This is a genomic window from Micromonospora reichwaldensis (assembly GCF_031845925.1).
GTDB lineage: Bacteria > Actinomycetota > Actinomycetes > Mycobacteriales > Micromonosporaceae > Micromonospora > Micromonospora reichwaldensis.
The window spans coordinates 107506-128275 of the sequence record NZ_JAVRFL010000018.1; the positions used below are offsets into that span (position 1 = coordinate 107506).

Sequence of the window (20770 nt, forward strand, 5' to 3'; positions counted from 1 at the left end):
TGGAAAGGGCTGAGGACATTGGACATCCGAGCAATCGACCACATCGAACTCTTCGTGGGGGACGCCCGGCAGGCGGCCTTCTACTTCGACCGGGCGGTCGGCTTCCAGCTGCGCGGCCAGGGCGGTCCCGAGACCGGGCTGGCCGACCAGCGGTCGCTGCTGCTGAGCCAGGGCGACGTCCGGATGGTGCTCACCACCGGGCTCACCGCCGAGCACCCGGCGTCGCGGTACGTGCAGCGCCACGGCGACGGCGTGGCCGTGGTCGCGTTGGAGGTCGACGACGCCGCGGGCGCGTACGCCGAACTGGTGCGCCGGGGAGCGGTGGGAATGACGCCGCCGACCACCTTCACCGGCGCGGACGCCGAGGTGGTGACCGCCGAGGTGGGCGGCTTCGGCGACGTGCTGCACCGCCTCGTGTCCCGCCACGGCGACCGGGGCGAGTTCCTGCCCGGGGCGGTCGAGATGACGCCCCCCGACGACGGTGGCGGCAAGCTGCTCGTCGAGATCGACCACCTGGCGGTCTGCGTGCCGCCCGGGCAGCTCGACGAGACCGTCCGGCACTACCGGGACGTGTTCGGGTTCGCGGAGATCTTCGCCGAGCACGTGGAGGTCGCCGGGCAGGCGATGAACTCCACGGTGGTGCAGAGCCCGTCGGGCCGGGTGACGCTGGTGCTGCTGGAACCCGACCGTTCGCGCCGGCCCGGGCAGCTCGACGCCTTCCTCGACCAGCACGCCGGCGCCGGGGTGCAGCACCTGGGGCTGCGCACCGACGACATCGTCACCGCGGTCGCCACCCTCGCCGAGCGGGGCGTGCGCTTCGCCGGCACCCCGGCCAGCTACTACGACGCGCTGGAGGCGCGGGTCGGCCCGGTGGACGCGCCGCTGGACCGGCTGCGCGACCTCGGCGTGCTCGTCGACCGCGACCACGGCGGTCAGCTGTTGCAGATCTTCACCGAGTCCATGCACGTGCGCCGCACGCTCTTCCTGGAGCTGATCGAGCGGCGCGGGGCGCGGACCTTCGGCAGCGGCAACATCAAGGCGCTCTACGAGGCCAAGGAACGGGAACTGGCCGCGGCGGGCACCGCCGTCGCGGCCCCGACACCGCAGGAGGTGCGGGCGTGACCGCGACCGAGTTCGAGCCGGCACTGACCGCCGAGGAGGAGGCGCTGCTGCCCTCCGACGACGACGTGGCGTTCTACGCCGCGCACGGCTGGTACCTGTCGAAGAAGCTGCTCACCGACGACGAGGTGGACGCCCTCATGGCCGCCGCCGACCGCTACTACGCCGGCGAACGGGACCGCCGCCTGCCGGTGCGCCCGGCGCGGCTCGCCTACTGGGAACCGTCGAAGGGCCCGGTGCAGCGGCACAACGACTACGTCCACCACGAGCACGACGTGCTCGGGGCGATCCTGCGCAAGCCGCTGATCGGCGCGGTCGCCGCCCGCCTCGCGCGGGCCACCGAGATCCGCGTCTTCCAGTCCACGCTGATCCAGAAGCCACCGGTCTCGGGCGAGCCGTCGAACATCGTGCCCTGGCACTTCGACAAGCACTACTGGGCGTCCTCGTCGTCGGAGGACATGCTCACCGCGTTCATCCCGTTCCACGACTGCGGCGAGGAGATGGGCACCATCACGATGGTCGACGGCTCGCACCGCTGGGCGGAGATCGGCGCCGACGACACGGTGGTGCGCCACTTCGCCGACCGCGACCGCGGCCAGCTGGAGGAGATGCTCGCCGAGAACGCGGCCCACAACGGCGTGGAGATCCGCAAGGTGCCGATGGTGATCCCCAGGGGACACATGAGCTTCCACCACTGCCGCACCTACCACGGCAGTGGCGCCAACGTCAGCGGCCGCCCGCGCCGGGCGGTCTCGCTGCACCTGCAGGACGGCGGCAACGCCTGGCGGGAGTATCGGCTCTCCGACGGCACCCTCGCCGCGTACAACCACGACGTGCTGGTCCGCCGCACCGACGACGGGCGGCCGGACTACGCGGACCCCGAGTACTGCCCGGTCATCTGGCGCGACCGCGCCCCGCAGGGAGGCTGACATGTCACGGTACGACTGGGGTAGGACGCACCCGGGGATCGAACGGCTGGAGAAGGCGGTGGGCGAGCGCCGCGAGGCGGTCGTGCGGCACCCGCTCTACGCCGCTCTCGACACCCACGAGGCGCTGGTGACCTTCATGGAGCACCACGTCTTCGCCGTCTGGGACTTCATGTCCCTGCTGACCTCGTTGCAGCGGCAGCTCACCTGCGTCACCGTGCCGTGGATCCCCACCGGGCCGACCGGCAGCCGCCGCCTGATCAACGACATCGTGATGGTGGAGGAGAGCGACGAGCTGGGCGACGGCCACATCAGCCACTTCGAGCTGTACGTGCGGGGCATGCGCGAGGCCGGTGCCGACACCACGGCCGTGGACACGCTGATCGACCTGCTGCGGGCCGGCCGGCCGGTGGCCGAGGCGCTGGTGGAGGCCCGGGTGCCCGCGCCGTCGGCGGCGTTCGCCGCGACCACCTGGCGGATCATCGAGAGCACCCCGGTGCACTGCCAGGCCGCCGCCTTCGCCTTCGGCCGGGAGGATCTGATCCCCGACATGTTCACCCAGGTCGTCGCGGTCAACGAGCGCAGCCGGCGGCTGCACACGTTCGTCGACTACCTGGAGCGGCACATCGAGGTCGACGGCGAGCAGCACACCCCGATGGCCATGCAGATGCTCGCCGACCTGTGCGGCGACGACGACGCCAGATGGCAGGAGTGCGCGGACACCGTCAACACCGCGCTCGCCGCCCGGGCGAGGCTCTGGGACGACATCCTCGCCGCCGTCAAGCAGGGGCGCGAGCGGTGACCGACGCCGACCCGGTCCGGCTCTACCGGACCGTCCGGCTGATCCGCCGCTTCGAGGAACGGGCGATCGCGCTGGTCCGCTCCGGGCATGTCGTCGGCGGCATCCACCCGTACCTCGGGCAGGAGGGGATCGCCGCCGGGGTCTGCGCCGCGCTGCGGGCCGACGACGTGGTCGCCGGCACCCACCGGGGGCACGGGCACGTGCTCGCCAAGGGCGCCGACCCGGCCCGGATGATGGCCGAGCTGTGCGGCCGGGTCACCGGCCTCAACGCCGGCCGGGGCGGCTCGATGCACGCCGCCGACTTCGCGGTCGGCGTGCTCGGCGCCAACGCCATCGTCGGCGCGTCCGGCGCGATCGTCACCGGGGCGGTGTGGGCGCGCCGCCGCCGGGGCGACGACATCGTCGGGGTGAGCTTCTTCGGCGACGGCGCGGTCAACGAGGGGATGCTGCTGGAGGCGTTCAACCTGGCCGCGCTGTGGCGGGTGCCGGTGCTGTTCGTCTGCGAGAACAACGGCTACGCCACCACGATGCCCGTCGCGGGCGCGGTCGCCGGCAGCATCCCCGGCCGCGCCGCCGCGTTCGGCATCCCGGCCGCCGTCGTCGACGGCCAGGACCCCGAGGCGGTACGCGACGCCGCGAGCGCCGCCGTCGACCGGATGCGCGCCGGCGGGGGCCCCGAGCTGATCGAGGCCCGTACCTACCGCTTCGACGCCCACCACACCTTCGAACACGCGGTACGCCTCGACTACCGCCCGCCCGACGAGGTGGCCCGGGGCCGCTCCCGGGACCCGGTGGACATCCAGGGCGCGCGGCTGCCCGCCGCCGTACGGGCCGACGTGGACGCCGAGGTGGAGGAGGTGTTGACGCGGGCCGTCGAGTTCGCGCTCGCCAGCGCGGAACCGGACCCGGCCGACGCCCTCGCGCACCTGTACGCCAGCGGCCTGACCGCGCGCACCGGAGGTGGCTAGAGATGCCCAGGCTCTCCTACCGCAAAGCGCTCACCCGGGCGCTCGCCGACGAGCTGGCCCGCGACGAGTCGGTGTTCCTGCTCGGCGAGGACATCCGGGTGGCCGCCTCGAACGTCACCGCCGGGCTGCTCAAGCGGTTCGGGCCGGACCGGGTGCGCGACACGCCGCTGTCGGAGCAGGCGTTCACCAGCTTCGCCACCGGGGCGGCCCTGGCCGGGATGCGGCCGGTGGTGGAGTTCCAGATCCCGTCGCTGCTGTTCCTGGTCTTCGAGCAGATCGTCAACCACGCGCACAAGTTCCCGCTGATGACCGGCGGGCAGTGCGCGGTGCCGGTCACCTACCTGGTGCCGGGTTCCGGCTCCCGGACGGGCTGGGCGGGGCAGCACTCCGACCACCCGTACAGCCTCTTCGCCCACGTCGGGGTGACCACGGTCGTGCCGGCTACCCCGGCCGACGCGTACGGCCTGCTGGTGTCGGCGGTGCGGTGCGACGATCCGGTGGTGGTCTTCGCCCCGGCCGGCGCCCTGGACGTCCGCGACGACGTGGACCTCGCCGCGCTCGCGCCGGTGCCGCTCGGTCGGGGCCGGGTGCACCGATTCGGCGACGACGTGACCGTGGTCGCGGTCGGGCACCTGGTGCACGACGCCCTCGCGGTCGCCGACGAGCTGGCCGACCAGGTGTCGGTGGAGGTGTTCGACCCGCGCACGCTGTATCCGTTCGACTGGGACGCCCTCGCCGAGTCGGTGGGGCGCACCGGGCGGCTGGTGGTCGTGGACGACGCCAACCGCTCCTGCGGCATCGCCGGGGAGATCATCGCGACGATGGTCGAGCGGGTGCGGCTGGTGGCGCCGCCGCGCCGCGTCACCCGCCCCGACGGCGCGGTGCTGCCGTTCGCCCCGGCGCTGGACCGGGCCGTGCAGCCCAGCCGTGAGCAGCTCCGGGCCGCCATCGGACACGTCATGAAGGAGGGATGAATGGACGACGCCGACTACCGCTGGCCCTCCGCCGCGCGGGCGTGGCTCGACCTGCCCGCGCCGGTGCGCGCCGAGATGGTGGCCGCCGGGGCGGACTCCTGGCGGGAGGTCTTCGACGGCCGGGCCACGTACAACGAGCAGTGGCGGCTGGCCCGGCCGCCGGTGATGGACGAGACGTCGCTCGGCGTGCTCAACGCCGTCGCCGACCGGATCGCCCAGCTCATCTTCGAGGCGTGCCGGCGGCGGGCCGGCACGGCGGGGGAGCTGCGCCGGTTGCTGGACGTGCCCGACGGCGAGACCCGGCTGCTCGACGACGACGAGCCGCTGACCGAGGCGCTGCTCGACGCGTTCCGGCCGGACGTGCTGCTCAGCGACGGGGTGCCCCGGTTCGTCGAGTACAACATCGACAGCAGCCTCGGCGGCGCGTTGGACGCGGACACCACCGTGCGTCGCTTCGTCGAGGTCTACCGGCGGCGCGGCCTCACCGACCGGGCCCGGCTCGCGGCGGCCCCCTCGGCCGTCGACCAGCGGTTCGCCGCCATCCGCGCCGGCCTCGGCCTGCCCGGGGGCGCCCGCGTCGCCATGCTGATCGACTTCGACGCCGAGTACCCGGGACTCGACGACCCGCAGCGGTTCATCCGGCTGCTGTCGCCGGTCGTCGAGCGGGCCGCCGCGTGCGGCATGGACCTGGTCGTCGCGCCGGTCTCCCAGGTCACGCTGGACGACCGGAAACGGCTCGTCGCCGGCGGCGCCCCGGTCGACGGGGTGTTCCGGCTCTTCGTGCCCAACCGGGTCACCCCGAGCGCCGGGGTCGACGCCCTGGCGGCGGCGCTGGCCGCGGGCACCGTGCCGATGTGGGTGTCGGCGGCGGCGTGGCTGGTCGCCAACAAGCGGGCCTTCGCCTGGCTGTGGGAGGACGCCGACACGCTGCCGGCCACGGACCGGGACCTGGTGCACCGGTACGTGCCGCGTACCTGGTCGCTGACGGCGGACCTGCTCGACCGGGCGGTCGCCGACCGGGCCGGCCTGGTGGCGAAGCCGGCCGACGGCTCCGCCGGGGTGGACGTGCTGATCGGCCGGGAGACCGACGCCGACGCGTGGCGCGACGGGCTGACCCGCGCCGTCGACCGGGGCGGCTTCATCCTCCAGGAGTACGTGAAGGCCGACGACGTCGGGCTGGACTTCGTGCACATCGGGACCGGCGAGACGGTCGCCGCCGAGGTGCCGTACAGCATCGCCCCGTACCTGTTCGGCCGCCGGGCCGCCGGCGCCTGCATCCGTACCGGCTTCCCCGGCTGCGACGGCGTGCTCAACCTGGCCCGAGGCGTCCTCCTCTCCGGCCTCCTGGTGGTCGACTGACGCCGCGCGGCGCGGCGGCTCGCCCCGCCCCGGTGACCGGGATCCCGCACGCCGCGCCGCGCAGACGTTTGCAAGAGTCGAAGTGAGCGGTTTGACTGGGGCGTCGACGACGATCGCCGCCTGCCTGAAGGAGTCCGCCATGGGTCTTGGTCATCGATGGCTGTCGCGCCCGGCGGCGGTGACGCTGCTCGTCCTCGCCGGGCTGGCCGCCCCCGGCGGTCCCGTTGCGGCGGCGAACGCGGATCCGAAGTTCACGGTCGACGTGACCGGTACGACGGTCCCGTTGGGGGTCGGGAAGAAGCGGATCCACCTCAGACTCACCAATCTGACCGACAGGACGCCGAGAGAGGCGATCTTCTACGTCCGCCCGGGCGAGCAGGACTGGCCGGACGGGATCTCCCTGATGTGGCCGGAGGGCGGTGGCTCCGGCGAGTGCGACGGCGATGCCGCGGGTTGGTACTGCCGGATCGGTCCGGGCGCGCTTCCGGAGCTGCTGCCGGCAGCCGGCGAGACGGTGGATCTACCCTTCGACGTCCTCGTCCAGGGAAACCAGCAGCCCTACGAAGGAAGGTTCTCCGTCGAGGCCGGCATGGCCTGGGGCGACGAGCGGATGCAGACCGCTGCCCCCAAGTGGTTCACGCTCAGGTTGGTCGACGAACCCGAGGCCGATCTGTCGGTGGTGGCGCCGGACGTGAAGCAGTCGGTACGGCTCGGCGCGGGCGGCCGGCTCGAACCCACCGGGACGTTACAGCCGGGTGAGACCGGCGCGGTGCGGTACCGGATCGTCAACCAGGGCCGCAAGGCGGTCAGCGGCGTCAAGGTCACGCTGCGCCTGCCCGAGGCGGTGACGTTCACCCGACCGCCGAAGGAGTGCGTGGTCGCCGGCGACCGGCGGTCGGCCGTCTGCACCCACGACACGCTCGCGCTGATTCCGGCCGCCCAGGACACCGACCCGACCGACGACAGTCACTCCGCCGTCGAGTTGCACGACCTGGTGACGGTGGCGGCCGCCACGAAGGCGCCCGTCACGTTGGCGGGCGGGACGGTGCAGGTCGAGGGCCTGGCCGCGCGGACGGACGGCCGCTCCGGCCTGCCGCGTACCGGGCTGCCGGCGAACGCCGTCGCCGTGCCGGCGGCGGACGTGGACGACAGCGACAACCGGGACGGGTTCGCGGTCCTGGTCGCGGCGAAGGGCGGTGCCGGGGACGACGACGGCGACGATGGCGATGGCGACGGCGGCGGCGGGGGCGACCTGCCGATCACCGGGCCGCGGGCCGGACTGGTCGCGGGAACCGGTCTCGCCCTGGTGGCGGGTGGTGGAGTCGTGTTGCTCCTCGCCCGGCGCCGCCGCGTGGTCGCGGTGCGCGGCGGCGGCGGGACGCCTGCCGCCTGATTCCCCGCCGCGGCAGGATAGCCGGGTGGGTGGCGCGCGGGTGGGGCTGACGGTCGACGAGCTGCTGCCGGTGGCGCGGGCGGCGTTCGGGCGGAGCCGGACGCTGGCCTCGGTGCAGCGGCTGACCGGCGGCACGAAGAAGGGCGTCTACCGGCTCACCCTCGACGACGGCTCCACCGGCGTCGCCTACGTCTGGCACCCGGGGGAGGACTACTGGCCGGCGGCGGCACCGGCACCCGACGACCCGTTCGGGCACGCCACCGGGGCCGGCCTGTTCGCCGCGGCGCACCGGGAGCTCACCGCCGCCGGGGTGCGCGTGCCCCGGCTCCTGCTGCACCCCACCGCGACCCTGCTGCCGGGCGAGGTGGCCGTGGTGGAGGACGTCCGGGGCGGCACCCTGCACGACCTGCGCCGGCGCGACCCGCGCCGCGCCGGGGCGGTGCTGGCCCGGCTCGGCGACGCCGTCCGGGGCATGCACGCCCGGCGCCGCGACCGGTACGGCCGCCCGGGGTCCGACACTCCGACGGCGGGTCGGCCGGTGGAGCGGCTCGTCCTCGACCGGGCGCTGCGCGACCTGGCCGGGGCCGCCGCCCGGGTCGAGCGGATCTCGACCGTGCGGGACCGGCTCACCGACGCCCTGGCCGAGCGGTACGCCGCCGTGGCGCCCCGCTCCCGCCACGGACTGATCCACGGCGAACTGGGCCCGGACCACGTGCTGGTCGACGACCGGGACCGCCCGGTGCTCGTCGACATCGAGGGCACCATGTTCCTCGACGTGGAGTGGGAGCACGCCTTCCTCGAGCTGCGCTTCGGCGACGACTATCCGGCGCTGGCCGTGCCCGGTCTCGACGAGGAGCGGCTGCTCCTCTACCGGCTCGCGACCCACCTGTCGCTGGTGGCGGGCCCGCTGCGCCTGCTCGACGGCGACTTCCCCGACCGGGCCGGCATGCTCGGCATCGTCGAGCACCACATCACCCGGACGCTGGACCAGCTCACCTGAGCCGTCCTGTTCGGGCCACGCGCCGATGTCGAGTTCGTGCGTGGCCGAGACGAGTTCGCGGGCCACGGTCGATGCGCGCTCCACATGCCATCCCTTCGTGCCCGCGATCTGCGCGGCAGAGCAAGTGCGGGGCGTCCCGGTGCCATGCGAGCCCGGATTGTCGTAGCCGTTCGGAACTGTTCGGAACGGGCGAGGGTATGGCATGCGAACGAGCAGATTGATGTCCTGGTGGCAGGACAGCGAACGCCTACGTCTAGGAGGAACGATGCGTAAACGCGCACTGCTCGCCAGCCTCGCGATGGGTACCACGCTTGGGATCGCGGGTGTCGCCGCGCCCGGTCAGGCCGCGGCACCTGCCTTCTCCCCCTCGGCAACGCAGGATGGTTCCAGCACAATCGCCGCCTACCGTGCTGTCGGCTCACTCGCCACCTACACCTACTGCCCGACTGGTCAAGGCCCCTGGATCGACTACACCGATCGTGGGCGCGGTCATCTCGCCTGTACGGGCTATCTGGTCAAGGTCGGCGTTACCTGCTCCAACGGCGCTGTGCGATGGTCGGGATCGGACGGGGCGAATGCCGAATGGCGCCCGGACTACAACAAGGTCGACTGCCCCAGGGGCGTCAGTGTGAACAGTCGGGTAAGTATCCGTGCCCAGGGATGACACATGTCCAGCGAGTACGCGCTGTTGCGGTCACGGCGGAACGCCACCACGAGACACCGTCGGCTGACCCGCGACCGCACTGCCTGCCTCGGTGGCCGGCGAGTGTGAGTGGCGCGAGGTAGCGCAACGAGGCCCCCGGTCAGGTGATCGGGGGCCTCGCCTGGACGGGGGCGTGGGGCCGCCGGCGGCGCCTGTCACATCGGTGGGTTGGTGCCGAGGATGTGTCGGAGGCAGGACGACCCAGGGGAGTAGCCGCAGGGCGAACGTCCATCCGTACCGCGCGCCTTCGTCCGCCGGACTACATCCCGGCGGCGCGGACGGCCGACGCCTCGGCGCGGATCCGGGACGAGGCGACCGGGTCGCCCGCCGAGCGGTGCGCCTCGGCAAGGGTGTCGAGGGCGATGGCCAGCCAACTGCGCGAGCCCACCCGCCGCCAGAGGTCCACGGCGGCCTCCGCCCGTCGGCGGGCCTGTACCGGGCGGCCGGCGGCTAGCTGCGCCTCTGCCAGCGCGTACGCCGTCGCCGCCTCACCCCACAGGTTGCCGAACTCGCGGTAGGTCCACAGGCTGCGGGCCAGCAGCCGACGTCCCTTGCCGTGCTCGCCCTGACGGACGAGGACGTCGCCGAGCCAGCAGTTGGCGTGGGTCGCGGAGAGCCGGTCGCCGAGGTCCTCGCTGATCGCGGCGGCCTGTCGGAAACAATCGGCGGCGATCGGGTACGCGTGAAGGGCGCGGTGGCTCTGCCCCAGGCACCGCAACGCTTGGGCCTCACCGGGCCGGTACCCGGCGGCCCGGCTCACTCCCAGACATTCCTCGAACCGTTGCCGGGCGGCGTCGACCCGCCCCTGTTCCAGGTCGATGACGCCGATGCCGTTGGTGGCGTAGACGAGGCAGTTCACGTTGCCGGCGGTCCGAGCCAGGTCGACGGCCTCTTCGAAGTGACGCACCGCCGGGTCGTACTGGCCGAGCAGCCGGTGCACGTACGCCAGGCCGGCGGTGGCACTGGCCTGGAAGGCGGGATCCTGACCGTTGGCGAGCAGCAAGGCCTGTTCGAAGTGGCCCAGTGCCTCCGGGTAGCGGTCCAGGACGGTGGTGAGTTCGCCGAGGCAGCGGTGGAGCGTGGCGGCGCTGCGTTGGTCTGCAACGTGCAGAGCGGCCTTGAGCGCCCGACTCTGGAGCCTTTCCCACTCGTCGAAATGGCTGCGGACCTGGAAGAAGGTGGTCAGGCCGGCGGCCAGTCCCGCGGCTGGTCCGGTGGCTGGACCGGTCCCGGCGCCGTCGAGTGCCTGGTCGACAAGGGCGATGAGGAAGCGGCGCTCGTCGTCGAACCAGGCCACCGGATCGGCAACGAACTGGTCGGTGTCCGCCATTGGGAGCCGCCAGGACACCAGGTGGGTTTGTGGACCGCCCTGGAAGTCCGCCCTCAGGGCGTCCGCGGTCAGGTCGGTCAGATGCAGGCTGGCGCTGAGCAGCCGGGTGAGCGCCTCCGTCCGGCTCTGCCGTGGCACTTCCCGCTCCAGCAGTTCCCGGCCGAGCAGACGCACGAGGTCGTGCAAACGGTAGCGGAATCCGGTGGCACCGACCGCCCCGATCTCGACCAGGTGCACCTCCACCAGGTCGTCCAGGATGGCTTCCGCGTCGGAGAGGGCGGTGTCGAGCAGTGCGGCCAGCGCCCACGCGGCGAAGTCCGGCCCCGGCGACAGGCTGAGCATCAGCAGGGCTCGCTGCGCCGCCGGGGTCATTCCCCGGTAGGTGAGTTCGAGGCTGGCCCGTACGGCGACGTCACCGACGGCCAGTTCGTCGAGCCTGCGCTGCTCGTCGGCGAGCGCCTGGGCGACCCTGGCCAGCGGCCAGTGCGGTCGGGCGGCCAGCCGTGCCCCGGCTACCCACACCGCGAGGGGCAGACCACCGCAGGAGTCCACGATGAACCGGGCGGCGGCGGGCTCTGCGGCGGCCCTCTCGCGACCCAACATCTCACTCAGCAGCGCAAGTCCTGCGGCCTGGTCGAGGGTGCCCAGAGGCAGTCGACGGCTGCCCAGGTCCGCCAGCGTGGTGCGGCTGGTGACGATGGCGGCGCACCGCCCGCCGTTCGGCAGCAGGTCGGTGACCTGCCGGGTGGTCGCCGCGTTGTCCAAGATTATGAGCATCCGCCGCTGCGCCAGCAGGGTGCGGTAGAGGTGGACCCGGCTCATCAGATCCGAGGGCACCGTGCCACCGCGGACGCCGAGCGCGCGCAGAAAGGCGCCGAGGACCGCGGTCGGCTCCAGCGGCTCGTCGCCGAACCCTCCGAGGTCGATGTAGAGCTGACCGTCCGGGAACTGCGCGGCGAGCAGGTGTCCGAGGCGTACCGCGAAGGCGGTCTTGCCGACGCCGGCCGGCCCGCTGACCAGCATGGTCACCGGCCCGGAGGCGGCCAGGTCCAGCAACCGGCGCGTCTCGGTCAGCTCGTCCTTCCGACCGACGAACAGTGGCAGGTCCGGTGGCAGGAGACAGGGGGTCACCTGCCGTGCGGCCGGCCCGTCCGGACGGGGGCGGACCTGCTTGTTCGGCTCAGGCCCGGCAGGTGCCGGCGGCGATGCGGGCGCCGGCTCGGCGGACGGATCGGGAGCCTGTCGCGTTGTGCCCACGGCTGACAGAAAGGGGTCGGACAGGACCAACGCGCGGCGGGCTTCCACCCACTCCCGTACCGCTGGCGGATCGCCGCCGCAGGCCCGCACAAGGGCGGCGACCACCTCCTCCGACGGCAGCGAGACCCGATTGAGCGAGGTCGCGACGGTGCTCGCCGGCAACTGGTCCCCGGCCCTCCGCGCCCGCCGCTCAAGTGTCCGGTACGAAAGCCGGGACCAGGCCTTCACGCCGCGCAGGCGAGCGACGAATTCCGCTGGTGTCCTTGCCGTGCCGGGTTGGGGTAGCGGCGTCGTCACGGAACGCATTCTATCGACGCCTCTCATGCTGGGCCATCCGTCTCCGGCCCGGGAGAGCGGCGGTCAGGTCTCGTTGAGGTAGGCGAGGACGGCGAGGACGCGGCGGTTGTCGTCGGACGACGGGGGGAGGCGCAGCTTGCCGAAGATGCTCGCGGTGTGCTTGCCCACGGCGCTCTCGCTGAGGAACAGTCGCTGCGAGATGGCGGCGTTGGAACGTCCCTGGGCCATGAGTTCGAGAACGTCCCGCTCGCGCGGCGTGAGGCGGGCCAGGGGTGAGGCGGTGCCGCCGGCCGTCAGCAGCTTGGCGATCACCTCGGGGTCCATCGCGGTGCCGCCCGCCGCGACGCGCCGCACGGCGTCGATGAACTGGTCGGCGTTCAGGACGCGGTCCTTGAGCAGGTAGCCGACCGCGCCGGCCCCGTCGGCCAGCAGCTCCCGGGCGTAGAGCTGCTCGACGTGCTGGGACAGCACCAGCACCGGCAGGCCGGGGACGTCCCGTCGGGCGGCCAGCGCCGCCTGGAGTCCCTCGTCGGTGAAGGTCGGCGGCAGCCGTACGTCGACGATGGCCACGTCGGGCCGGTGCCGGGCCAGGGCGGTGCGTAGGGACGGCCCGTCGCCGACGGCCTCGGCGATGGTGAAGCCGTGGCTCTCGAGGAGCAGGACCAGCCCGTCCCTCAGGATGTGGAGGTCTTCGGCGAGGACGACGCGCACGGGATCTCCATGGTGACGACGGTGGGTCCGCCGGGCGGACTGTGCAGGGTCAGGGTGCCGTCGAATGTAGCGAGCCGACGGTGGACGCCGCGCAGCCCGGTTCCCCTGACCGGGTCGGCCCCGCCGGGACCGTCGTCGGCCACCACCATCCGGAGCACCCCGTCGCGGTGCGACAGCGAGACGGAGATGTGGGCCGCGCAGCGGGCCGCGTTGGTGAGGGCCTCGCAGGTGACGAAGTAGGCGGCCGACTCGACCGGCGCGTCGAGCCGGTGGGGCAGGTCGACGTCCACGTCCACCGGCAGCGGGGTGTCGAGCGCGATCGCCCGGACCGCGTCGCCGAGTCCGCGTTCGGCCAGCACCGGCGGATGGATGCCGCGTACCAGGTCGCGCAGCTCGGCCAGCGCGGCGGCGGACGTCTCCTGCGCCTGCGCCAGCACCAGCCGCGCCCGCGCCGGGTCGGTCTCCATGAGCCGCGCGACGGCGGCCAGGCCGAGCCCGACGGCGATGAGCCGGGCCTGGGCGCCGTCGTGCAGGTCGCGTTCGATGCGGCGCAGCTCGGCCGCCTGCACGTCGACGGCGTCGGCCCGGGTGGTGGCGAGGTGCGCGACCCGCGAGGCGAGCACGGTGGCCGCCGTGGGGGTGAGCAGGAGCCGGTCCCACGCCAGCCGCAGCCGCATCAGCGGGCCGGCCAGGCCGAGCCCGAGCAGCGCCACGGCCAGCCCGAGGGGCATGCTCGCCCAGTCCGGTAACCACGGCCCGACGAGGCCGACGTGCTCGATGCCGAACCACAGGTAGAACGGGGTGATCCAGTAGCCGGTGGACAGGCCGATCGGCACCGCCCAGCTCACCCAGGTCAGCGGCTGGCAGAACAGGCCGTAGAACCCGAAGCCGACCAGGACCGCCGGGACGAACGAGAGCGGGGCCAGGGCGAGCGAGCCCAGCGCCCACAGCTGGTCCCGCCAGGTGGCCGGGTCGCCGAACAGCCACCCCGGCCGTTGACCCTCAACGGCCGCCACGAGATCGGTGTAGAGGACCCGCCCGACCCGGTAGTTGCCGTCCTCGCCGGGGCTGGGCGGCGGCGGGTACGGCCGGTACGGCGCGGGCAGGTCGGCGCCCGTCCACCGGCGGACGTGGCGCCGGTAGAGCTCCACCACCGACCGCGTGGCCGGCAGGGTGTACGGCAGCAGCCCGCCCCACGACACGACGGCGGTGAGCAGGTTGAGCAGCAGGCCGCCGAACGCGGCGAGGGACAGCCCGGCCAGTCCGGCACCCCGCCACGTCGCGGCCGACGTCCGGGTCACCCACCGGCCGACCGCCGTCCGCGGCGGCTTCCCGGTGCCCAGCAGCATGCCGGTCCACCGCCCGTACGCCCCCAGCGCAGCCGGCGCGAGCAGGAACGCGGCCACGATCGCCGCGACGGCCACCGGCACCGACCACGCGAGCGGCCAGGGGGGCGACGCGAGCAGGAGCAGGCCGGCCGCGATCAGCGCGGGCGGCACCAGGAGCGGGACCGCACCGGTGACCGGGGTGAGCATCAGCCACGCCCATTCCCGGCCGAGTGTCGGGTCCTTCGCGTGGTGGTCCAGCCTGAGCAGGAACGCCGGCACCCGGGGTGACCTGAACAACGTCTCCCCGTGGACGTACCAGCCGTCCGCGCGCCGGTGCGGTGCGGGTGGCGGCGACCGGACGGGATCGGGGAGGTCCGCTCCGGCCCAGGCGCGGGCGAGCCGGCGGGCCAGCGCGGTCAGCCGGAACTGGCCGGAGAGGCCGAGCGGATAGGGGAGCACCAGGGTGGCGGCGACCACGAGGAGGTACCCGTAGGCGAACCCGGCCGCGACCAGGACGACCAGGGCGACGCAGCGTGGTACGGCGAGCGCGAAGCGGGTCACGGGTCGAGTCTTCGCCGCACCGACCGCCACCGCATCGGGGCAGGCTACCGACCAGGGGTGGGGCTGGGTACACCCCCACCGGGCGGCTGGACCCATTCTGCGCGCCCGCCGCGATTCCTAGCGTTGCCGGCATGTCAGTCATCGAGGTGCGCAACCTCCGCAAGCAGTACGGCGACCATCTGGCCGTCGCCGACGTGTCGTTCAGCGTGCAGGAGGGCGAGATCTTCGGGCTCGTCGGCCCGAACGGCGCCGGCAAGACCACCACCGTGGAGTGCGTCGAGGGGCTCCGGACCCCGGATTCGGGGACGGTACGGGTGCTGGGGCTGGATCCGCGCCGGGACCGCGCGGCGGTGCGGCGGAAGCTGGGCAGCCAACTCCAGGAGAGCCAACTGCCGGACCGGATCAAGGTGTGGGAGGCGCTCGACCTCTACAGCTCGTTCTATCCGCACCCGGCCGACTGGCGGGAGCTGATGGACGAGCTGGGCCTGGCCGCCAAACGGAACACGGTGTTCGCGAAGCTCTCCGGTGGACAGAAGCAGCGGCTGTCGATCGCGCTCGCCCTGGTCGGCAACCCGTCGGTGGCGATCCTGGACGAGTTGACCACCGGCCTGGACCCGCAGGCGCGGCGGGACACGTGGGAGCTGGTCCGGCAGGTCCGGGACCGTGGCGTCACGGTCGTGCTGGTGACCCATTTCATGGACGAGGCGGAGCGCCTCTGTGACCGGTTGGCGGTCGTCGCGGCCGGCCGGGTCGTCACCGTCGACACCCCCCGCAACCTGATCGCCGGTGCCCAGGTGCCCGGCGTCGAACGGCCCACCCTCGAGGACGCGGTCCTCTCCCTCACCGCCGCCAGGAGCAACCGATGACCGCCCTCTCCAAGATCATCCGTGTCGAGGCGAAGCTGTTCCTCCGGGATCCGGTCGGCACGTTCTTCGCCATCGCGTTCCCGGCCCTGCTGATCCTGGTGCTCGGCCTGGCCCTGCCGGGGACCCGCGACCCGTCGGAGGAGCTGGGCGGCCGGCGTCCCGTGGAGGTCTACCTGCCGATCACCATGACGCTGGCCATCGCGACGGTGACGATGGTGACGCTGGTGAGCGTGGTGGGCACCTACCGCGAGCGGGGCGTCCTGCGCCGGCTGTCGACCACCCCGGTCCCGCCGGCGGCGTTGCTCGTCGCGCAGGTGGCCGTGAACGTCGCCGCACTGCTGGTCGCCTGCGGCCTGGCCTGGCTGGTGGCGGCGACCGTCTTCGACGTCTCCCCGCCCGGCAACGCGGTCGGCTTCGTGCTGGCGTTCACGCTCGGGTCGAGCGCGATGTGCGCCGTCGCGCTGCTCGTGGCGGCGGTCACGCCGAGCGCCCGCGCCTCGATGGGGATCGGTCAGCTGATCTATTTCCCGATGATGTTCTTCGCCGGGGTGTGGACACCGGGGCCGCAGATGCCGGACCTGGTGCGGAAGATCGCCGACTTCACCCCGTTGGGGGCCGCGTCCCTGGCCGTGCAGGACGCCTGGGCGGGCTCGTGGCCCACGCTGCCGCACCTGGCCGTGATGGCGGCGTTCACCGTGGTGCTGGGCGGGTTCGCGGCCCGCTACTTCCGCTGGGAGTGATCCGCCGTCGCGAGCGGCTCGTCGTTCCGGTCTCCTCCCTGGTAAAACTGTACCGTCGGGACGGTTTAGTTTTAGGGAGATGCGGGATGAGTGCGGCATTGAGCCCCACGCGTCGCTGGGCGTCGCTGGCCGTGCTGGTGGGCGCCGTGTCGTTGTTGGCGATCGACGCGACGGTGCTCTACCTGGCGGTGCCGTCGCTGACCGCGGAGTTGTCGCCGACGGCGACGCAGGTGCTGTGGATCGGGGACATCTACTCCCTGGCCCTGGCGGGTCTGCTGGTGACGATGGGGAACCTGGCCGACCGGATCGGCCGGAAGCGGTTGTTGCTCGTCGGTGCGGGCGCGTTCGGACTCGCCTCGACGCTGGCGGCGTTCGCCCCCTCGGCGGAGGCGTTGATCGCGGCCCGTCTGCTGTTGGGCGTGGCGGGTGCGACGATCATGCCGTCGACGCTGTCGCTGATCCGGAACATCTTCACCGATCAGATCGAGCGGACGCGGGCGATCGCGATCTGGTCGGCCGCGGCGGCGAGTGGCATCGCGCTCGGCCCGCTGGTGGGTGGGGCGCTGCTGGAGCACTTCTGGTGGGGCTCGGTGTTCCTGATCAATCTCCCGGTGATGCTGCTCGTGCTGATCGTCGGCGGGTGGCTCCTGCCCGAGTCCCGCAACCCCGACCCCGGGCGGTTCGACCTGATCTCCAGCGGGTTGTCGATGCTGACGATCATCCCGTTCGTGTACACGATCAAGAAGCTCACCGGAGGCGCGTTCGGCGTCACCGCCGCCGTCGCGATCGTGGCGAGCGTGGTCGGTGGGGTGCTGTTCGTGCGTCGTCAGCGGCGGGTCGACTCGCCGATGATCGAGGTGGGCCTGTTCCGCAATCCCGCGTTCAGCGGGGCGGTGCTGGTGAACTTCATCTCGGTGTTCGCCCTCAGCGGCGTCCTGTTCTTCTTCTCCCAGTACCTCCAGCTCGCCCGCGAACTCAGTCCCCTGCGGGCGGGACTGGCGCAGCTGCCCGCGGCGGTGGCGGCGATGGCTGCGGTCGCGGCCGTCGGGTTCCTTCTCACCAGGCTCGGGCGGGGACGGGCCATCGCCGTCGCCCTGCTGACCGGGGCTGTCGGGCTGGCGATCCTGGCCGCGCTGGAAGGCAGTGAGCAACTGGGCTGGGTGCTGCTCGCCGTGGTCCCGCTGGGCCTGGGGATCGGCGTGGCCGAGACCCTCAGCATCGACGCCGTGGTGTCCGCGGTCCGCCCGGCCAAGGCGGGCGCGGCGGCGTCGGTGGCGGAGACCGCCTACGAGCTCGGCGTGGCCCTCGGCATCGCGATCCTGGGCTCCGTCATCACCGTGCTCTACCGCTTCCACCTGACCCTCCCCGCGGATGTCGCCGGCGGGGTTGCGACCCGGGCCGAGGACTCGTTGGCGGCGGCCAGCGCGGTCCTGGCGCCCGGCAGCGCGGCGCTGGAGGCCGCGCAGGAGGCGTTCGTGTCCGCCATGCAGGCAACTACCCTGATCGCGAGCGCGGTCATGGTGATCGCCGCGATCGTGGCCTTCACGCTCATCCCGAACCACAAGGACGCTGCGCCAGCGGAGCACTGACACCTCGGGCTCAACCGGAGGGGAAAGGACGTCGACATGGCACGGACCGCTGGGCGCAGCGCCGCCGAAACGAGACGGCTCATCCTCGACGCTGCCGCGCGTCTCATCAGCAGGCATGGCACCGCGGTGCCCGTCTCGGACATCGCCGAGGCAGCCGGCGTGTCCAAAGGCGGTCTGCTCTACCACTTCCCGAGCAAGGAAGAACTCCTCAACGGCCTGGCCAACCATCTGATGGGCCAGTTCCGGAGTGACGTCGAGCAGGCTGCGGCCGAGGAGGAGGAAGGAACGCCGGGCAGGCTCACGAGGGCGTACATCCGGGTGAGCTTCGCCCACGCCGGCGACCTCCCCGGGTTACGTGACTACATCGCCCTCGCCGCGCACCTCATGTTCGAACCCGGCCTGGAGGCGCTCGCGCAGCAGGACGCACAACAGTGGCGGGAGGCTCTCCTCGACGACGGCCTCGAACCCACGATCGTCCGCATGGTCATCGCCGCGGCCGACGGCAGCAACAGCGCACCCCTGTGGGGCGCCATCCTCGACGACGCCGACCGCGACCAACTGGAAGCGGACCTGATCGCCCTCACCCACCGCGACCGCGTCCAGGTCGGCTCGCGGAACGCCGACATCTGACGGCCGCCGACGGTTCCGCGGCGGTGCGGGCGGCGTCGGGCTGCCGATCGGCGGGCCGACTTATTGACGTGGTGCGCCCGACGGCCGTCCTGGTAGAAAGGCGTCCGTGCGTACCGTCGTGGAGCCGCTGCGGGCCCGGCCGCGGCCGGGTGACCAGATGGACCGGCTGTTCGCGGGCGGCTGGCCGGCGTTCATCACGGCCGACCGGCAGGTCGGCCGGTACCTCGACCGGGTGCGGGAGGTGTTCGCCGACCTGGAACTCGTGCTGCTCGACGGCGACGGTGACCTGGTCACCGCGGGCTGGGCGGTGCCGATCCGCTGGGACGGCGACCCGGCGCACCTGCCCGAGGGCTACACCGACTCCCTGCGCCGCGCGGTCACCGGCCACGACCGCGACGAGGCCCCCGACACCCTCGTGGTGATGGCCGCCCAGGTGCGCGCCGACCTGCGTGGCCAGGGCCTGGCCGGCGACCTGCTCACGGCGCTGCGGTCGCTGGCCGAGCAGCGCGGCTGGGCGCGGGTGATCGCCCCGGTGCGGCCCACCCTCAAGGCGCGTTACCCGCTGACCCCGATCGAGCGGTTCGCCGCCTGGACCCGGGAGGACGGCTCCCCGCTCGATCCCTGGCTGCGCACCCACTGGCGGCTCGGGGCCCGGGTGGTCGCCATGGCGCCCCGGTCGCAGACGATGACCGGCACCGTCGCCGAGTGGCGGCAGTGGACCGGCATGGTCTTCCCCGACAGCGGCGACTACGTCATCCCCGACGGCCTCAGCCTGCTGCGCGTGGACCTCGATCGCGACCAGGGCACCTACACCGAGCCGAACGTGTGGGTCCAGCACCGCTGAGCCGCAGCACCGGATGGTCAGGGCGCGAGGTGGGCGCCGAGGCGGCGGACGGTCTCGGCGGCGGCGACCGCGTCGCTGCGGGCGCTGCCGTGCCGGCCGTCGCTGCTGTACATCGTCGCCTCGGCGGTGAGCGGGTGGTCGGTGAGCCGCACGTGCAGGGTGCCGAGCCGCTCCGCGAGGGCCCCCGTGTGCGCCGAGAGCCGCCGCATCCGCTCGCCGAGGCCGGCGCGGTGCCGCTCGGGCACAGCGGGGCTGAGCGACACGTCGAACATGCCGACCGTGATCACGTCCGCCCCGGCGGCCTGAAGTGCCTCGATGATCGCGGTCAGCTCCGTGTCGACGGCGTCCGCGTCGTAGCCCCGCCCGAAGGCGTCGTTACCGCCGCAGACCACCAGCGCCAGGTCGGGGCGGAAGGCCAGCGCCGGGGCGAGCTGGGCGGCGCGCACCTCGTGGGCCCGCAGCCCCCGCAGGCCCAGATTGAGGTACGCCAGCTCCGGCCGGACGGTCCGCAGCTCGGCGGCGATCCGGTCCGCCCACTGCACGTCGGGATAGCCGTCGACGGGCTCGCAGAGCCCCTCGGCCACGCTGTCGCCCAGCACCGCGAAGCGCCGCCAGGGATGGTCGCGCAGCAGCGCCGCGCTCTCCCCGTCGCGCAGGCACCACGGATCCGTCGCCTCGGTCAACGTCGATGGCATGCCGGCACGCTAGCCGGCGTCCGGGGGCCGGAGAAGGTCCTTGTGGACTGACGCGACGCTACGGTCGGTCGGCTTTCCGGTGCCCGGCCGCTGCGGGCGACGCGCGGCCCGCGTGTCAATGTAGCGTTGACATGTGCCGCCCGAGCTGAGCGAGCTGTCCACCGTCGCGGCCGACCGCGCGCGGCTGGACGAGCGGGAGCTGGAGCTGCTCGACCGCGCGCGTCACCTGGGTGCGACGTGGGCTCAGATCGCCGCCGCGCTCGGCCTCGGCAGTCGGCAGGCCGCGGAGCAGCGCCGGCAGCGCCTGGCGGCGGCGCGGCGGTCGCGGCGGCAGGAACGGGATCTCGGATACTCGGCACGGATCGCGGCGATCCGGGGCGCGGTCTTCGACCTCCAGCGGTGGATCGACGCGGACCGGCGGTGGGATGCGCGGTTCCGGCGCGCGGCCCTCGTGAGGAGGACCGCCGAGGTGGCCCTGGACGCCGATCCGGGCCCGCTGTACGCGCTGGCGTCGCTCCTCGCCACCGACCTGGCCGACCTGGCCGACGTGGAGTGTGGACGGTTGCCCGCGCCGGTGCGGGCCGTCGCGTCGACGCTGGACGATCTGTTGTCAACGACACATTGACGAGTCGCGACAGTATTGCCTGAGTCTCACTCAAGGCTGAGGATTTGAGTCGA

Annotated in this window: 19 protein-coding genes; 15 read left to right on the plus strand and 4 right to left on the minus strand. The window is 73.1% G+C overall.

What is annotated here, in order from left to right:
- Positions 1 to 18 precede the first annotated feature (18 nt).
- The 9 genes from hppD (at position 19) to RM555_RS17055 (ending at position 9205) form a co-directional block, all read left to right on the plus strand.
- The gene (gene hppD / locus RM555_RS17015; protein WP_311412669.1) at positions 19 to 1122 is read left to right on the plus strand and encodes a 4-hydroxyphenylpyruvate dioxygenase; all 1104 of its coding nucleotides are present in this window, start codon (positions 19 to 21) and stop codon (positions 1120 to 1122) included.
- The gene (locus tag RM555_RS17020; RefSeq protein ID WP_311412670.1) at positions 1119 to 2048 is read left to right on the plus strand and encodes a phytanoyl-CoA dioxygenase family protein; all 930 of its coding nucleotides are present in this window, start codon (positions 1119 to 1121) and stop codon (positions 2046 to 2048) included. Before hppD ends, RM555_RS17020 begins: the two co-directional genes overlap by 4 nt.
- Position 2049: 1 nt before the next feature.
- On the plus strand, positions 2050 to 2847 hold the full coding sequence (locus RM555_RS17025; RefSeq protein WP_311412671.1) for a DUF3050 domain-containing protein: 798 nt from the start codon (positions 2050 to 2052) through the stop codon (positions 2845 to 2847).
- Positions 2844 to 3815 (plus strand): thiamine pyrophosphate-dependent dehydrogenase E1 component subunit alpha, encoded by a 972-nt coding sequence (locus tag RM555_RS17030; RefSeq protein WP_311412672.1) that lies wholly within the window; start codon positions 2844 to 2846, stop codon positions 3813 to 3815. Before RM555_RS17025 ends, RM555_RS17030 begins: the two co-directional genes overlap by 4 nt.
- A 2-nt stretch (positions 3816 to 3817) precedes the next feature.
- Positions 3818 to 4789, plus strand: coding sequence for an alpha-ketoacid dehydrogenase subunit beta (locus RM555_RS17035; RefSeq protein WP_311412673.1), 972 nt, complete (start codon positions 3818 to 3820; stop codon positions 4787 to 4789).
- Positions 4790 to 6148 carry an ATP-grasp domain-containing protein gene (locus tag RM555_RS17040; RefSeq protein ID WP_311412674.1) on the plus strand — a complete coding sequence of 453 codons (1359 nt, stop codon included), beginning with the start codon at positions 4790 to 4792 and terminating at the stop codon, positions 6146 to 6148. It begins immediately after the preceding gene.
- A gap of 139 nt (positions 6149 to 6287) precedes the next feature.
- Positions 6288 to 7541, plus strand: coding sequence for a COG1361 family protein (locus RM555_RS17045; RefSeq protein WP_311412675.1), 1254 nt, complete (start codon positions 6288 to 6290; stop codon positions 7539 to 7541).
- Positions 7542 to 7566: 25 nt separating this feature from the next.
- Entirely contained in the window at positions 7567 to 8541 is a 975-nt protein-coding gene (locus RM555_RS17050) for a phosphotransferase (protein WP_311412676.1), read from the plus strand.
- A 265-nt stretch (positions 8542 to 8806) separates the two neighbouring features.
- Complete coding sequence (locus RM555_RS17055; RefSeq protein ID WP_311412677.1) at positions 8807 to 9205, plus strand: hypothetical protein; 399 nt, start codon at positions 8807 to 8809, stop codon at positions 9203 to 9205.
- Positions 9206 to 9503: 298 nt separating this feature from the next.
- Here RM555_RS17055 and RM555_RS17060 read toward each other — a convergent pair whose 3' ends face one another.
- The 3 genes from RM555_RS17060 to RM555_RS17070 form a co-directional block, all read right to left on the minus strand.
- On the minus strand, positions 9504 to 11705 hold the full coding sequence (locus RM555_RS17060) for a tetratricopeptide repeat protein (RefSeq protein ID WP_311412678.1): 2202 nt from the start codon (positions 11703 to 11705) through the stop codon (positions 9504 to 9506).
- 486 nt (positions 11706 to 12191) lie between these two features.
- On the minus strand, positions 12192 to 12839 hold the full coding sequence (locus tag RM555_RS17065) for a response regulator transcription factor (protein ID WP_311412679.1): 648 nt from the start codon (positions 12837 to 12839) through the stop codon (positions 12192 to 12194).
- Positions 12803 to 14728: a sensor histidine kinase gene (locus RM555_RS17070; protein WP_311412680.1), complete on the minus strand. Its 1926-nt coding sequence runs from the start codon at positions 14726 to 14728 to the stop codon at positions 12803 to 12805. Before RM555_RS17070 ends, RM555_RS17065 begins: the two co-directional genes overlap by 37 nt.
- Before the next feature lie 131 nt (positions 14729 to 14859).
- Here RM555_RS17070 and RM555_RS17075 point away from each other — a divergent pair, with 131 nt between their 5' ends.
- The 5 genes from RM555_RS17075 (at position 14860) to RM555_RS17095 (ending at position 19397) form a co-directional block, all read left to right on the plus strand.
- Positions 14860 to 15594 carry an ABC transporter ATP-binding protein gene (locus RM555_RS17075; RefSeq protein ID WP_449560145.1) on the plus strand — a complete coding sequence of 245 codons (735 nt, stop codon included), beginning with the start codon at positions 14860 to 14862 and terminating at the stop codon, positions 15592 to 15594.
- A complete protein-coding gene (locus tag RM555_RS17080; RefSeq protein ID WP_311412681.1) occupies positions 15591 to 16334 on the plus strand; it encodes an ABC transporter permease in 744 nt (247 codons plus the stop codon). Before RM555_RS17075 ends, RM555_RS17080 begins: the two co-directional genes overlap by 4 nt.
- An 86-nt stretch (positions 16335 to 16420) precedes the next feature.
- Positions 16421 to 17923, plus strand: a complete 1503-nt coding sequence (locus RM555_RS17085; RefSeq protein WP_311412682.1) for an MFS transporter — start codon at positions 16421 to 16423, stop codon at positions 17921 to 17923.
- A 36-nt stretch (positions 17924 to 17959) separates the two neighbouring features.
- Positions 17960 to 18553, plus strand: coding sequence for a TetR/AcrR family transcriptional regulator (locus RM555_RS17090; protein WP_311412683.1), 594 nt, complete (start codon positions 17960 to 17962; stop codon positions 18551 to 18553).
- Positions 18554 to 18659: 106 nt separating this feature from the next.
- Positions 18660 to 19397, plus strand: coding sequence for a hypothetical protein (locus RM555_RS17095; protein WP_311412684.1), 738 nt, complete (start codon positions 18660 to 18662; stop codon positions 19395 to 19397).
- A gap of 17 nt (positions 19398 to 19414) precedes the next feature.
- On the opposite strand, the gene RM555_RS17100 is transcribed toward RM555_RS17095, so the two are convergent.
- Complete coding sequence (locus RM555_RS17100) at positions 19415 to 20092, minus strand: SGNH/GDSL hydrolase family protein (RefSeq protein ID WP_311412685.1); 678 nt, start codon at positions 20090 to 20092, stop codon at positions 19415 to 19417.
- 133 nt (positions 20093 to 20225) lie between these two features.
- Between RM555_RS17100 and RM555_RS17105 the strand changes: the two genes are divergently transcribed.
- Complete coding sequence (locus RM555_RS17105; protein ID WP_311412686.1) at positions 20226 to 20717, plus strand: hypothetical protein; 492 nt, start codon at positions 20226 to 20228, stop codon at positions 20715 to 20717.
- The last annotated feature ends 53 nt before the right edge of the window (positions 20718 to 20770 follow it).